Annotated in this window: 16 protein-coding genes and 1 pseudogene; 13 read left to right on the top strand and 4 right to left on the bottom strand. The window is 53.4% G+C overall.

Annotated elements, in window-relative coordinates:
- Positions 1-35: 35 nt before the first annotated feature.
- The 3 genes from CLV36_RS02500 to CLV36_RS02490 all read left to right on the top strand — a co-directional run bounded on the left by CLV36_RS02500 (position 36) and on the right by CLV36_RS02490 (position 2,464).
- Positions 36-1,640, top strand: a complete 1,605-nt coding sequence (locus CLV36_RS02500; protein ID WP_022736920.1) for an amidohydrolase — start codon at positions 36-38, stop codon at positions 1,638-1,640.
- A gap of 83 nt (positions 1,641-1,723) precedes the next feature.
- Positions 1,724-2,152 (top strand): cell wall hydrolase, encoded by a 429-nt coding sequence (locus CLV36_RS02495; RefSeq protein WP_106341633.1) that lies wholly within the window; start codon positions 1,724-1,726, stop codon positions 2,150-2,152.
- A 12-nt stretch (positions 2,153-2,164) separates the two neighbouring features.
- Entirely contained in the window at positions 2,165-2,464 is a 300-nt protein-coding gene (locus tag CLV36_RS02490; protein ID WP_022736918.1) for a spore coat protein GerQ, read from the top strand.
- Positions 2,465-2,545: 81 nt separating this feature from the next.
- Here the strand turns inward: CLV36_RS02490 and CLV36_RS02485 are convergent, their stop codons facing one another.
- Positions 2,546-2,989 carry a YtoQ family protein gene (locus CLV36_RS02485; RefSeq protein ID WP_022736917.1) on the bottom strand — a complete coding sequence of 148 codons (444 nt, stop codon included), beginning with the start codon at positions 2,987-2,989 and terminating at the stop codon, positions 2,546-2,548.
- A 428-nt stretch (positions 2,990-3,417) separates the two neighbouring features.
- Here CLV36_RS02485 and CLV36_RS02480 point away from each other — a divergent pair, with 428 nt between their 5' ends.
- From CLV36_RS02480 to sat, 5 genes and pseudogenes are all read left to right on the top strand, one after another.
- Positions 3,418-5,046 carry a nitrite/sulfite reductase gene (locus CLV36_RS02480; RefSeq protein WP_106341632.1) on the top strand — a complete coding sequence of 543 codons (1,629 nt, stop codon included), beginning with the start codon at positions 3,418-3,420 and terminating at the stop codon, positions 5,044-5,046.
- Positions 5,043-5,264: a DUF3906 family protein gene (locus CLV36_RS02475; RefSeq protein ID WP_106341631.1), complete on the top strand. Its 222-nt coding sequence runs from the start codon at positions 5,043-5,045 to the stop codon at positions 5,262-5,264. The genes CLV36_RS02480 and CLV36_RS02475 overlap by 4 nt, the downstream gene beginning before the upstream one ends.
- A gap of 66 nt (positions 5,265-5,330) precedes the next feature.
- Positions 5,331-6,059 (top strand): phosphoadenylyl-sulfate reductase, encoded by a 729-nt coding sequence (locus CLV36_RS02470; protein ID WP_106341630.1) that lies wholly within the window; start codon positions 5,331-5,333, stop codon positions 6,057-6,059.
- Positions 6,005-6,805 (top strand): annotated as a pseudogene (locus tag CLV36_RS02460) (sulfite exporter TauE/SafE family protein). The gene CLV36_RS02470 and the pseudogene CLV36_RS02460 overlap by 55 nt, the downstream one beginning before the upstream one ends.
- Before the next feature lie 14 nt (positions 6,806-6,819).
- The gene (gene sat / locus CLV36_RS02455; RefSeq protein ID WP_106341627.1) at positions 6,820-7,980 is read left to right on the top strand and encodes a sulfate adenylyltransferase; all 1,161 of its coding nucleotides are present in this window, start codon (positions 6,820-6,822) and stop codon (positions 7,978-7,980) included.
- An 84-nt stretch (positions 7,981-8,064) separates the two neighbouring features.
- On the opposite strand, the gene CLV36_RS02450 is transcribed toward sat, so the two are convergent.
- Positions 8,065-8,781, bottom strand: coding sequence for a S1C family serine protease (locus CLV36_RS02450; protein WP_245888264.1), 717 nt, complete (start codon positions 8,779-8,781; stop codon positions 8,065-8,067).
- A gap of 232 nt (positions 8,782-9,013) precedes the next feature.
- Here CLV36_RS02450 and CLV36_RS02445 point away from each other — a divergent pair, with 232 nt between their 5' ends.
- Complete coding sequence (locus CLV36_RS02445; protein ID WP_106341626.1) at positions 9,014-9,586, top strand: biotin transporter BioY; 573 nt, start codon at positions 9,014-9,016, stop codon at positions 9,584-9,586.
- A gap of 51 nt (positions 9,587-9,637) precedes the next feature.
- On the opposite strand, the gene CLV36_RS02440 is transcribed toward CLV36_RS02445, so the two are convergent.
- Complete coding sequence (locus tag CLV36_RS02440; protein ID WP_106341625.1) at positions 9,638-10,018, bottom strand: hypothetical protein; 381 nt, start codon at positions 10,016-10,018, stop codon at positions 9,638-9,640.
- A 57-nt stretch (positions 10,019-10,075) separates the two neighbouring features.
- On the opposite strand from CLV36_RS02440, the gene CLV36_RS02435 reads away from it, so the two are divergent.
- The 3 genes from CLV36_RS02435 (at position 10,076) to cobT (ending at position 12,378) form a co-directional block, all read left to right on the top strand.
- Entirely contained in the window at positions 10,076-10,267 is a 192-nt protein-coding gene (locus CLV36_RS02435) for a YqgQ family protein (protein ID WP_106341679.1), read from the top strand.
- An 87-nt stretch (positions 10,268-10,354) separates the two neighbouring features.
- Complete coding sequence (locus CLV36_RS02430; protein ID WP_245888271.1) at positions 10,355-11,272, top strand: inositol monophosphatase family protein; 918 nt, start codon at positions 10,355-10,357, stop codon at positions 11,270-11,272.
- Positions 11,273-11,289: 17 nt separating this feature from the next.
- Complete coding sequence (gene cobT / locus CLV36_RS02425; RefSeq protein ID WP_245888263.1) at positions 11,290-12,378, top strand: nicotinate-nucleotide--dimethylbenzimidazole phosphoribosyltransferase; 1,089 nt, start codon at positions 11,290-11,292, stop codon at positions 12,376-12,378.
- Here the strand turns inward: cobT and CLV36_RS02420 are convergent.
- Positions 12,328-12,744 (bottom strand): hypothetical protein, encoded by a 417-nt coding sequence (locus CLV36_RS02420; protein WP_106341622.1) that lies wholly within the window; start codon positions 12,742-12,744, stop codon positions 12,328-12,330. The two genes, cobT and CLV36_RS02420, sit on opposite strands and share 51 nt — an antisense overlap.
- 233 nt (positions 12,745-12,977) lie before the next feature.
- Here CLV36_RS02420 and cobD point away from each other — a divergent pair, with 233 nt between their 5' ends.
- Positions 12,978-14,090 (top strand): threonine-phosphate decarboxylase CobD, encoded by a 1,113-nt coding sequence (gene cobD, locus CLV36_RS02415; RefSeq protein WP_181352787.1) that lies wholly within the window; start codon positions 12,978-12,980, stop codon positions 14,088-14,090.

The raw sequence follows: 14,090 nt of genomic DNA, 5'->3' as shown, positions 1-14,090 counted from the left end.
TTTCCAATCAGATCAGGACAGGGGAGAGGACTGGCATGAACGGGAAAACGATCTATTATCACGGACGGATTACCACGTTGGACCCGTCCCAGCCATTGGCGGAAGCGGTAGTTGTGGAGCGGGGGCGGATTGTGGCGGTGGGGGAGACGGAACAGCTTTTGCTCGATCATGGCCGGGCGCAAGTGAACAAGGTAGATTTGCAAGGGGGCTATGTTTATCCGGGGTTCGTCGACAGCCATCTTCACCTGTCAGGGGTCGGGCAACGGTTGCGATGGCTGGATCTGGGCGCGTGTCGGAGCAAAGCGGAGTTATTGCAGGCGATCAAATGGCGGGTGCCAACTAGCAAAGAGGGTGAATGGATTCTGGGCATGGGGTTGGATGAAAATCGTTTGCAGGGCGGCGCGCCGACACTGGAGGAGTTGGATGAAGCCAGCCCCCACCATCCCGTGCTTTTGGCCCGGGTCTGTTTGCATGCCCATTTTGTCAATTCGGCCGCTTACCAGGCGGCGGGGATCACAGAGGCAACGGCGCCACCGGAAGGCGGTGTGTTTGGGCGGGACGGAAGCGGACGGCTGAACGGATGGGTGTATGAACAAGCTTCCCAGCCTTTCTATGCTGCGCAACCCACCCCGTCTTACCATGAAAAGAAAGAGACGATTCGCCAAGCGATGAAACAGGCGTTGGCTTGTGGATTGACTGGCGGACACAGTGAAGATTTGCGGTATATCGGAAATGTTGGGGAGTTGGTGCGGATTTATCGCGAGTTGGTGGATGAGGGAGTGAAGTTTCGAACGCATCATCTGTTGTATCACCCTTATCTGGCTGAACTCGATGAGCTGGAGCCAACGGAGCTGGCGCCAAATCCGTGGGTTCGCTTGGGGGCGGTAAAAATTTTTGCCGATGGTTCAATTGGCGGAAGGACAGCGTTGATGTCGGCGCCTTATGCCGATGATTCGAGCCAAATCGGGGTGGCGATCCACGAGCAGGCGGAATTGCTGGACTTGGCGCGCCGTGCTGCTGCCTATGGGCGCCCCATCGCGGTTCATGCGATTGGTGATGAAGCGGCGCGCCGGGTGATTGAGACCATGGAGCAAGTCCCCGCTCCGGCAGGAGAGCTACGGCATCGCCTCATTCATGGTCAATTTTTGCGGGCGGATCTGATTGCGCGCCTGCAACGGCTGGATGTGGTGGTGGACATTCAACCACGTTTTGTGGCGAGCGACTTTCCATGGGTGTTAGAGCGGGTGGGAGAACAACGGATCGCTTATGCCTATGCATGGAAAACGTTGCTCGAAACGGGAATTCCCTGCGCGGCGGGAAGTGATGCTCCAATCGAGCCCTTGCATCCGCTCTTGGGAATGCACGCGGCAGTGACCCGGCGGCGCCTAGAAGATCCAGTTACTCATCCTGGATATCTGCCTGAGCAGAAATTGCAACCGCTTGCAGCTTTGCGCTTGTTCACGCAGGGAAGTGCTTACGCTGAAGGCATGGAAAAGGAGAGAGGCGTGATCGCCGTTGGGCGCTGGGCCGATCTCACCGTGTACGACCGCGATCTTTTGCAGTGCCCAGCGGAGGAATGGATAGAAGCGAAGACGGTGTGCACAGTGGTGAACGGACAGATGGCATACGATGGGAGATAATCCGAACCCGTCGACTCCGCTTCCAAACATTTGATGTTCTTTTTTGACAGGGGTCCACATATTTTTACCTCAGGGGGGATGGTATGGCCATCATCAACGCGCGGGAAAAAGATGTCAAGTTGTTGGCCCGGTTGATGCGGGCGGAAGCAGAGGGAGACGGGAAACTCGGTATGTTGAATGTGGGCAATGTGGGCGTGAACAGGGTGTTGGCCGATTGCCTCGATTTTGAGGGACTGCGCTCGGTTCAGGATATGGTGTTTCAATCTCCGGGCGGGTTTGAAGCAGTGCAAAAGCCTTATTTCTACCAAGCGGCGCGCCAACTGGACATCCGGCTGGCCCGACAAGTCATTCGCGGCCAGCGGTTCATCCCGGGCCGGTACGCTTTGTGGTTTTTCGAGCCACCAGGAGCATGCCCGGCCCGATGGTTCAACCAAGTTAACGCCGGGCGTTATAAAAGCCATTGCTTTTATATACCGAGCCAAGAGGATTGCCCCAAAGTATTCAGTTTTTAGGAGGCGGTGGAGATGTACTGGTCTTATCCATATGTTATGGGCATGGATGCCAATGTGTCGCAGCGGCGGCAGGAGCGGCGGTTTTCAGAAGATTTGATGCAAGCCAATGTGGGAAGACGAATCACGGTGTTTTTGACTTATGACGGTAGCCAACAGTGGCGGGATGTGACATTCTCAGGGGTGTTGCGCCAAGTGGGCCGGGATTATTTCATGATCCGGGAACAGAATTCTGGCCGGGACATGATGTTTTTAAACATCAATTTGGATTATGTGGTATTTGAAGATCAACCAGCGCGATTAGCGGATGCATAGGGGATTGCGTAATAGGAAACCGGGCGGAAGGGCGCCTGGTTTTTTGCTGTGGATGAAAGGACTCCAAAAAAGCGGAGTCCTTTATTCTTCGAAGAGATAAGCCAAGGCGTCCAAGGCTTGTTCAGGGGTCTCGACAACCAGTTGCGCGCGTTGGGCGAGTTCTTTGAGCGGATGGTGCAGACTTTCTGGCCGGATGAGAATCAATGGCTTATTTAAAGCCAAAGCCATGGACGCATCCATTGCCGTGTTCCATTGCCGGTATTTTTCACCGAATAGCGCGATCACGATGTCTGCTTTTTGCATCCAAACCCGTGTGCGTAGGTTATTCACTTCTGAAGCGACATGGTCGCGATACACAGCGTTTGGTTGCGTTCCTTTGATGCGTTCGCCGATCTCATCGGAGAGATCATGGTTTTCTTGCGGCCCTTTGAAGCGGATGGGGAGGTTGCGGGCTTGCGCGCCTTGACGCAATTGCTCCCGCCAATCATCGTGAATCTGCCCAGCCAAATATACGATCAATTCCATAGCAAACGCCTCCTTGATCCCCACGGGGGAATGTGTTTTACATGGCGGCTCCGTGTGGGCGGGCCACAAACTAAAGTGTATCAAATGAGCGTTCTACGATAAATGGGTTTGCCGCGAATTGGAACAAGTGAAAAGGAAGGGTTGGCAGAGCATATGATGAAAGAAAGCTTCCTACAGCGGAAAATGAACGGATCGCATCGGCAAGGCGGTTCGGTCAAATTTTAATAAACCCGATCATCTAACTTGGGTTATGATGTAAGAATTGAATAAAAATGATTGACTGAATTAGTTATCTATTTTATTCTTAAATCAGTGTACTTAATTCCGAGTTAATGTATATGGAATACCTGTTTTACATGAGCAGACGCTGGAGGAAAGCGTGGGTTGTCTGTTAACACGGGGGAAATTGGGCAAAGGGAGTGACTGCCATGACGGTAGAATGGAAGTGGGCTGAACAAGCAGACAAACTAAATTCAGTAGAGCAATTGAAATTGAGACAGGATGGGCTCGACATCATCGATGAGATCAGAGAAGTTTACGCCAAACAGGGGTTTGCCTCCATTCCGGAGGAGAAATTCTCCTTGTTCAAATGGGCGGGCATATATCAACAGCGCCCAAAATCTGACGGTTACTTCATGATGCGGGTTCGCATTCCCACCGGCATCTTAAACAGCCGCCAAGCGAGAGTCATCGCGGAGCTCTCTGAACGGTTCGGCCGTGGTTTGATTGATGTGACGACGCGGCAGGCCATTCAATACCATTGGTTGCGGGTGGAAAATCTGCCGGAGATGTTCGACCGTTTAGGCGAAGTTGGCCTCCATTCATATGAAGCGTGCGGCGATTGCCCACGGACCATTATTGGCAATCCGCTGGCGGGCATCGATCCCAATGAATTGATTGATACCCGGCCGATTGTGGCTGAGTTGGAGAAGACTTTTTTGCTGAACAGAGAGTTTTCCAACCTGCCGCGCAAGTACAAAATTTCGGTTTCGGCAAGCATTTATAATCCTGCCCATGCGCAGATCAACGATCTTGCGTTCACTCCCGCAGTCAAAGAAATAGATGGGGAAGAAGTGGTTGGATTCCATGTTTGGGTGGGCGGCGGCTTGTCCAACCGTCCGCATTTGGCACAACAATTGGATATATTTGTCCGACCGGAGCAAGTGGTGGATGTAGCCGTGGGAGTGACCAAAGTGTTCCGCGATTATGGGTATCGACAAAAACGACACCGCTCCCGCCTGAAATTCTTGGTCGCCGACTGGGGCCCGGAGAAATTTTTGGAGGTGTTGTCCGGCGAGATCGGCACCTACCCGACGCGCGGGGAAGATCGGATCGTTGGCTGGAATGCGGGATATTTCACCGGAGTGCATCCGCAAAAACAAGCGGGCCTCTCCTATGTGGGGTTAAGTATTCCGGTCGGCCGGACTTCGGCGGAAGAATTCGCAGCGTTGGCTGATTTGGCTGATCGTTATGGCTCGGGGACATTGCGCACAGTCAACACGCAAAACATCATCATCTCCGATGTGCCTGATGAGAAGGTAGCTGCCCTGCTCGAGGAGCCGCTCTTGAAGCGGTTGAGCCCGTCGCCAAAACCGTTTGAAGGCCATGCCGTGTCCTGCACCGGCAATGAGTTTTGCAACTTGGCGCTCACAGAGACGAAAGAGTTGATGCGAGAAGTGGCGCGGTATCTGGATGAGCATGTGGAATTGGACACCCCGATCCGGATTCACGTCAATGGATGTCCCAACTCCTGCGGGCAACAGCAAATCGCCGACATCGGCTTGATGGGTGGCAAAAGCAAAACAGCCCAAGGGATGGTCGAATCTTACCAAATCTCCGTCGGCGGCCATCTGTTCGGGGCAGGGAAGTTCAACACTCCGCTCAAAGGGCGCGTGGCCAAAGAACATGTAGCTCCGGTGCTGAAAGAGCTTGTTCTGTTCTATAAAGAACAAAGACAGGCCGGAGAACGGTTTACACAGTTTATCGAGCGAGTTGGCATAGAGGCGTGCCAAGCGGAACTGGATCGCATTTGTGAACGGGTGGTGCCATCAGTATGAGCCAGGAATTGTACTTATACCGGTTGAAGGCTGAACTGAAAAACGGCGACACCCATGCGGTGGTGGTGTTGTCGACGGGCGACGAGCAAGCTTTCACCCATGCGGAAAAGGAATTGGAGCGTTATCTAATAGCCACGCCAGATGTGAGGGAATGGACACTGGAAGAGAAAAAGAGAGTTCGCCCGGGTTCTGGTTACGTCTTGTCGTCCAACGGCTGAAAATGGTCTGATATGTGATCAAACCGTGCAACCAGACATATATGGAATGGGTGAGGAGGAATGAAAATGGAAAAACAGCTGTTGCAACATGCGGTGTTGGATGAAACGCGGCTGAAGAGTTTGCAAGAAGAGTTGCGGACGAAACATCCGGAAGAAATCATCCGTTTCGGCGTAGAAGAGATTGGAGTCAAAGCGATCACGCTGGCTTGTAGCTTCGGTTATGAGGATGTGGCGCTGGTGGATATGGCGCTGAAGGTAAATCCTGAACTAGATATTTTTTATTTGGATACCGATTTGCACTTTGCGGAGACATATCAGGTGCGCGACCGCTTGAGCGAGCGTTACCAGAAAGAATTTATTCGCGTTGCGCCGGCACTGACGTTGGAAGAACAACAGGAGCGCTACGGTGCTGAGCTTTGGAAACGCGATCCCGACTTATGCTGCAAACTGCGCAAGGTGGAGCCGCTTAGAAAATTCCTGACCGGTTATCAAGGGTGGATCACCGGCATCCGCCGCGAACAGTCGCCCACGCGAGCGCATGCGGAAGTGATTGAATGGGATCAAGCCTTTGGCATGGTCAAATTGAATCCTTTGGCCTTTTGGAAGGAAAAACAGGTGTGGAACTATATCTTCGCCCATGATATTCCGTACAACCCATTACACGACCAACAGTATCCAAGCATCGGTTGCCAGCCATGCACCCGGCAAGTGAAACCGGGTGAAGATCCGCGCGCGGGCAGATGGTCCGGGTCTGCAAAAACGGAATGCGGGTTGCACGTCCCGCAAAGCGAGTAATGTTGACAGTCTCCTTCACTGGATTCATCGTCGGTTTGCTCGTGGGCTTGACGGGAATGGGTGGGGGGCTTCTGATGACACCGCTTCTCATCTTGCTGTATGGCTTTTCACCGACGATGGCAGTGGGGACGGACTTGATATATGTAGCAGTGACCAAAGCGGTGGGGAGCTTTCAGCATTTCCGCTAGAAAACAGTCGATTGGAGCATTGTTCGGCGCCTGGCCAAAGGAAGCGTTCCCGGCGGTTTGTTGGGTGTGCTGACGATCCAGGCGTTGAAGCGGTTTGCCAATTTAGATATTGAGCAGGTGTTGGGCCAGTTCCTAGGGTTGAAGTTTATCATTGTATCACTGTTCATGTTGATCAAAATGATGGGCAAAACGGAACGCCCAAGTGAGTGGATCAACAAGGTCCCGCTGGGATGGGTCGGCTTCTTGGGTGGTTTATTGGTGGGCCTGACATCGGTTGGCAGCGGGACGCTGTTTATGGCGATCTTGCTTTCCAGCACGTCACTCGCGGCGGCGAAATTGGTGGGAACCGATGTGGTTCATGCCTTTTTTCTCACCTTAAGCGCGGGTGCGATGCATGCTTCATTCGGTCATGTGAACTTGGAGTTTGTAGCTTGGTTGCTTTTGGGTTCGGTTCCCGGGATTTTGCTCGGGGGGAGATTGACTCTCCGCGTTCCCGACCGGGCTCTGCGCATTGGCATTATCGTTGTGTTGTTTGTTACAGGAATCAAGATGGTGTGAAGGGAGACGAAAGCATGGCAGAATTGATCGCCCCTCACGGAGGACGATTGGTGCAACGTGTTGCAACAGGAGAAGAAAAAGAGAAATGGTTAGAAAGGGCGGCGGCGTTTCCCTCCATATCGGTCGGCGCAGTGACGTTGTCTGACTTGCATTGCTTAGCAACGGGCGTGTTTTCCCCGCTGACGGGATTTCTCAATGAGCGGGATTATGAGTCCGTTCGGGACGAGATGCGGCTTGCTGACGGTACGGTATGGAGCATTCCTATTACCTTGCCTATTCCAGAAGAGAAAGAGGCAGAAGTTAAGCGAGCGGAGTATGTGTCCCTGGTGACGGAAACAGGAGTGCTTGTGGCCGTGGTACGCGTGGAAAGTGTGTACCGAGTGGATCCGGAGTTGGAAGCGAGCAAAGTGTATCAGACCGTGGATCGCAACCATCCTGGGGTTGCCCGGTTGGCGGCGCAGTCAAACGTGTATCTAGGCGGGGAAATCACGCTTCTGGAAAGATTGGATCAAGGCATTTTTGCGAAGTATGCGTATGACCCCGCCGATACGAGAAAAATGTTTGAAGAGCGGGGCTGGCGGAAAGTTGTCGGCTTTCAGACGCGCAATCCCGTGCACCGGGCGCATGAATACATCCAAAAAGCGGCGTTGGAAACGGTGGATGGCCTCTTTTTGCATCCGCTGGTAGGGCAGACGAAGTCGGATGACATCCCTGCCGATGTGAGATTAAAAAGTTATGAAGTGATTTTGGAACACTACTACCCGCGCGACCGGGTGATGTTGGGGGTATTTCCAGCAGCCATGCGTTACGCCGGGCCGCGTGAGGCCATCTTCCATGCGATGGCTCGCAAAAACTACGGTTGTACACACTTCATCGTCGGCCGCGACCATGCGGGGGTGGGCGATTATTACGGCACGTATGATGCGCAAAAAATCTTTAGCCGGTTTACCCCCGACGAATTGGGAATCACACCCCTGTTTTTTGAACACAGCTTTTATTGCAAGAAGTGCGCGGGGATGGCTTCATACAAAACATGCCCGCACGGCAAAGAAGACCATGTGATCCTGTCGGGAACAAAAGTAAGACAGATGTTGCGCGAGGGAACGATGCCGCCGCCGGAGTTTTCCCGTCCAGAAGTGGTTCGGGTGTTGATTGACGGCATGAAAAACGCTTGAACAAGCAAATCCGAACAACGAAATCAATTGGAAGACAAACGCAAACCACCCGGCATATGCCGAGGTGGTTTGTCGCATTTGCGGTCACGGCAAGAAACGTCGGATGTCGGCCAACACATCTTCAATGGGGATCGCAAACCCCAAGCTCTGCGAGGGAAAAATAATCAGGGTGTTGATACCGATCACTTCGCCTAAGATGTTGACCAATGGCCCTCCGCTGTTGCCGGGATTGATGGCGGCATCGGTCTGAATGACGTTGTCATAGTGCAAGCCATTGATGTGGAGGGGACGATTTTTGCCGCTGATCACCCCGACGGTGACGCTTTGTTCCAGACCCATCGGATTGCCCATGGCTAGCACCCATTCTCCCACTTGGGTCGCTTCGGAAGATCCCAAAGTAAGCGACTTTAAGGGCCGCGGTGGTTGAATCTTCAATACAGCAATGTCCTTGTCCGGGTGGGACCAAACCACAGTGGCGGGCAAGGTGCGCTTGACTCCGTCCACTTTGACCCGGATTTCCGACGTGCGTTCGATCACATGCTGATTGGTCAAGACATAACCGGACGGATGAATGATGAAACCCGAACCGAATTGGCGCGACCGGTTAACCGGCTTGGCGAGTTCGGGAAACAGCATGCCCAAGACCGCGCTTTGCAGGGAGAGGCCTCTTTGCTCCTCCATGGTTTCAATTGCTACGACACCGCTTTTGATACGGCGGGCGACGGATACAAAGAGATTGGCGGGGTGATGGGCAGCAAGTCGAAATTTGTGCGTGTACGCACGCGGATTGTCATGGTTCAAAGAAGGTCACTCCTCAGCACTTGTTGACCTGGATGGGATATCTTATGTTCCGCGCCTGCGCGCTGACAAGGCGCCTGCCCGGAAACAGGCGAACCAATTGGCATGGGGATGGCACACGGAGAGGAGAAGTGAGGTTTATTTGTAAACGGAGAATGACTAATTAGTTGACAATATAAACGGAACGCTATAATCTAAAAATGATTTTATAGTCAATTATTAAGGAGACTGCAAGATGGACAAAAACAGGCAGACCGTGCGTGACATGACATGGATTGCATTGTTCACGGCATTGTTGGCAGTGAGCGGACAATTTCAGATTCCGATAGGACCGGTTCCTATTACCCTGCAACCATTGGTAGTCATGTTGGCAGGCTCTCTCATAGGCGCCAAGCGGGGCGTTATCAGCATGGCGGTGTTCATTGGCCTCGCCGCGGCCGGGGCACCAGTCATGGCGGGAGGAACAGGCGGGCTGGCCAAGTTGGTCGGGCCGACCGGAGGGTATGTCTTCAGTTGGCTGTTGGCCGTTTGCGTGATTGGTTGGATGGTTCAGAAGATGGCGCGGCATAGGCAGATCGCCTTATGGCAGCTCATCTTGGCCCACCTGGTCGGAGGCGTCGCAGTGGTACATGCGATCGGATTCGCTTGGGTGGTCACTTACTTGAACCTTCCCCTCACCATGGGCACGTTGAGCGCAAGCCTGTTGATTTTCCTGCCTGGCGACATCGCCAAAGCTGTGGTCGGTGCCATTGTGGCGCAAGCGATGTATCGCGCGATTCCCGCGTTGCGTCCCGTGTCGAAGGGATAATCCCATAACAAAAAGCCCCCCGTTCCGTCATCAGGCATGGGGGGCTTTTTATTATGGCAACAGCGTTAAATTGGTCACTTGGCTTAAAAAATGGATAAAACGGCTGTTGAGGGGAATGATCAAGTCCGCGGTATCTTGGGTGAACGCACCTTGGCGGTTGACCAGATGAAGATGGGCGACGGATAGCTTGTAAAAATCGCGGTGCCGATTGGGCTCAAGCCAGCCGACCACCGAGTGGGTTCCGCGCTGGTTGGTTGGCAGGGGATAGGGGACAAGGCCCAAAATGTCATCTAAAAAAATATGGTAGGATAAATGGGGACGTTGAAAAATCAACTCTTTGGTTGTCAAGGTGGCTCCCCAATTGTTGTGACGTTGCGACAAAATCAATTGACCGGCTAATCGTTTGATGGGAATGAATGATGATCGGTACATGGGGACACACCTTTCATGATTGAGTTGCAACTATTGTATCATAAGGGAGGGAATCTGATGCGGACGTTCGCGGATGTGCGCAAGCTATTGAAGCAATTCGGGACCGTCATTTACACCGGGGATCATCTCGGCGATTGTGAGTTGATCTTAGATGAATTGCGGGAAATGAAATCGTATGGGATGATCGACGCGGACACATACCGGATGGCCGTGATGATAGTAAAAAGTAGCCAACAGCGCCAAGCTTGACTAGGGTGTGTCTGGCAAATCAAGTTGGTGGGGAAGAAGCGGCGGAAAAACCTTTTCTCGAGGAGCGCCGATGCACAAGTGAAGCGAATGAGAAAATGGTTTGGGAGCCGCTGGCCTATTCATCAGACACGCCCTAGTGGAAAAATTTACTCTAGTATGCTGGATACAACGCCGTCAGGCGTGAGCGGTTTGTTGACAGGAGGCGATCAAGTGGAGTGGCAACGAGTGGTGCGTGAGGCGCGCGCGGCCGCCGAAGAATTGGCGGTTGCGGCTGGGAAATTGGCGAAGGAAGCTTTTCTGCTCGACAAGGAGATCGAAGCCAAAGGGGAATACGGTGACATCGTGACGGAGATTGACCGCCAAGCGGAAGAATGGATCGTGTCCGTCATCAGGAAGCGGTTTCCAAGTCACCGCATCTTGGGCGAGGAGTTTGGCTGGCAAGGTGGGGATGATCCCGATTGGTCCTGGATGATCGATCCGCTGGACGGTACCAACAACTATGCGATCGGCTTGCCGGTGTATGCGGTGTGCATCACCTGTTTTTATCGCGATGAGCCCGTGTTGGGAGTCATTTATGATTCGCATTTAGAACGGTTGTATGTTGCTGTAAAAGGGGAAGGGGCAACAGTCAACGGCAAACCGCTAATCATCGCACCCCAATCGTTCAAGCGCCCCACTGTCGCCTGGGTACAGGGACATCATGTACAGGGGGATGAACGCTCTTTGGCTTTGCGCCAAGCCTTGGAACAACGGTGTAAGCGGGTGTTGCGCCTCTGGGCACCTGGGATCGCTTGGAGTTTGTTGGCACAAGGGCAGATTGACGCCATGGTGGTCTACCGTTCCGGTGGAGTCGACATGTATGCGGGAATGCTACTGGCCCGTGAAGCGGGAGCCGTCACCGTCGATTATGGGGGCAAAGCGTTTGACGGCATCGATCCCGACGCTTCCCTGATCGCCTGTCATCCCGAGCGGTTGACAGAGATCATCAAGCTGGTGCGAACATAAAAAGGGGGGGCATCGTGGTGCGTCAGATAAATCACAAACGACTGCATGAAGAAGTTCAGAGACAAGCAAAGCGGCATGTGGACAATTTGACCAAGCCGTTGGGTAGCTTGGGTGCGTTGGAACAGATCTATGTTAGGCTAGCCGGTATCACTGGACAATTGCATCCTGATATTGGTCAAAAAGCGATTGTCATCATGTGCGGGGATCATGGCATCGCGGAAGAAGGGGTGAGTGCCTATCCGCAGGCCGTGACTGGATTGATGATACATAATTTCGCCAAAGGCAAAGCCGCGGTCAATGTGCTAGCTCGCCAGCATGGAGCAGAAGTGAGAGTGGTTGATGTCGGGAGTTTGTTGGATGAAGTGCCAATTCCCGTAGTGGACAGACGGGTGCGCAAGGGCACTGCTAATTTCACGGTTGCTCCGGCGATGAGCCTGAATGAAGCGGAGCAAGCCATTCAGGCCGGACTGGACGTAGTTCGCCGATTGAAGGCAGAAGGAACGCGCCTGCTGGCTGTTGGTGAGATGGGTATCGGCAATACGACTTCGGGGGCAGCTTTGACCGCGGCGCTCACCGGGTTGGAGGTGGAGCGCCTGACTGGCCGCGGCACGGGGGTCTCCGACGAAAGTTTGTCTAAAAAGCAACAGGCGATCAAACAGGCGCTTGCCACTCATCGCCCCGACCCTAGTCGTCCGCTCGAAGTGTTGGCTCAACTGGGTGGATTAGAAATTGCGGGCATGGTAGGGTGCTATTTGGGGGCGGCGCAAGAGGGATTGCCGGCGGTGATGGATGGTTTGATTTCCACCGCCGCCGCCCTCGTTGCCGTAAGATTAGAACCGATGGTCAAAGACGTGTTATTTGCTTCCCATTTGTCGGTGGAACCGGCTCATGCTGTGCTGTTGCAAGAATTGGGTTTGGAGCCACTCATTGCGGCCGGCATGCGGTTGGGAGAAGCGAGCGGCGCAGCGCTCAGCTTTCCGCTGTTTGATTCAGCTGTGGGATTGGCCAGGGAAATGGCCACCTTCGCCGATCTGGGTTTGCCTGAACCAAACCCGTCACTTGGTGAAATAGAGCAGGGCGAAGAACAGGGTGCCAATCAGCCATAGCCACCATAACTCCACGCATTGTATCAACAACAGCTTGGAGGCGGGAAGTGGGATGGCGGGATTTTGCCGATAGATCACAACCCAGTATCCGTCATTTACCGCATGGATGTCATGTTGCCATTCATCCTCGTGTTTTGAGGTGAGCCACGCATCCATGCTTTCTTCCATGCCCCGATAAAAGAAGCGGGCGCGGGTGAGCAGGCGGTGGGCAGGATCATGGATCAAATGAGCGAAATAACCCGTTTCCAACTCGGTGAGAGTGGCAATGGCATAGCCGCGGTTGAAATGTTCGTTTAACCAATCTTCTTTTTCACGAATTTCTTCTTTGGTGAAGAAACGTGAACGAAAATGCACGTTGTCAGCCATAGGCATTCTCCTGACGATGAAAAGGTGTCTTTGTTGATCTTATTCGAAGACAAGCGTCATTTTAAAGAGGTTTTATAAAAAAGCGCATTCTTTCCATGGTGAGAGTGCGCTTTTTTACAAATGGGGCTGAGCGTGCCTGTCTGGCGTGTTATGATGAAATGGCAGACTTTGAAAAGGTCACCGCAAGGTTAAAAAAGGGGTTAACGAAGGGAAAAGAGAAGGGAAGGACAGAGATGATGATCGAACGTTTTGGGCACGGCGGGGATCTGGCCACAGCCCAAGCGATGTTCTCAATCGAAGAAAATGCATGGCTTGATTTCAGTTCAAACATATATCCTTACGGCCCCCCGTCCAGTGTGTTGGATGTTTTAAATCAGGCGCTCAGAGAGCCTGGGGTCCCTGTGTTAAGTCGTTATCCCGATCCGGACGCTCGCGTGCTACGGCGGATGATTGCCCAGTTTCACGAAATGGATGCCGAGGGGGTGATCGTGGGTAATGGAGCGGCTGAACTCATCGATTTGTTGGTGCAGGCCTTGTCGCCACAGAAGGTCGGCGTGATTCAGCCCGCTTTTGCCGAATATGCGGACAGTGCCACAAAGCGGGGAATACCCGTGCATTCCATTCATACTTGCTGGGAAGAAGGTTTTCTGCCGGAGCCGTCTGCGGTGGAGGCATTGATGAAGGAAGTGGATGCGCTCTTTGTAGGGACGCCGAACAATCCCACTGGCCATCTGCTCCCCGCCGGACTAATGGAGAAGATGGCGGCAGGGGCGAAGCGGTGGCAGACTTGGTTGATTGTGGATGAGGCGTTTCTCGATTTCGTGGCCGATGGTGAAGAACGTTCAGCGGTGCGGTTGATTTCTGCCCATCCACAGGTGATTGTGTTGCGCTCTTTGACGAAATTCTTCGCTTTGCCCGGCCTGCGGTTGGGATATGCGGTGGCCGCCCCTGAAGTCGCCGCGCGGTTGCGCTTGATGCGGACGCCATGGAATGTGAATGGCTTGGCGCAGATTGCGGGAGAAGAGGTGATGCGCCCGGAAGTGTATCGCGCGCACGCGTTGGCGGTGCGTCGCTGGCTTGAGCCAGAGCGCGCGCGGATGGTTGGAGAATTGGCTCAGTTTTCGGAAATGGCGTTTTTCCCAAGCGAAGCCAACTATCTGTTGGGAAGGGTCAACGGCGGCAAGATTGACGCGCGGCAACTTCAACACGCCTGCGCCAGCCAAGGTGTCCTGATCCGGAGTTGCGCCAATTATCCAGCATTGGGGGATGATTATTTCCGTATTGCCATCAAAAGACCGGAAGAGAATGACCGGCTGCTCGCTGTTTTGCGGTCATGCATGGATTGA

The organism is Laceyella sediminis (assembly GCF_003003125.1).
In the GTDB taxonomy this organism is placed as follows: domain Bacteria; phylum Bacillota; class Bacilli; order Thermoactinomycetales; family Thermoactinomycetaceae; genus Laceyella; species Laceyella tengchongensis.
The sequence above is the reverse complement of the archived record's forward strand: the minus strand, read 5'-3'. Positions and strand labels throughout refer to the sequence as shown.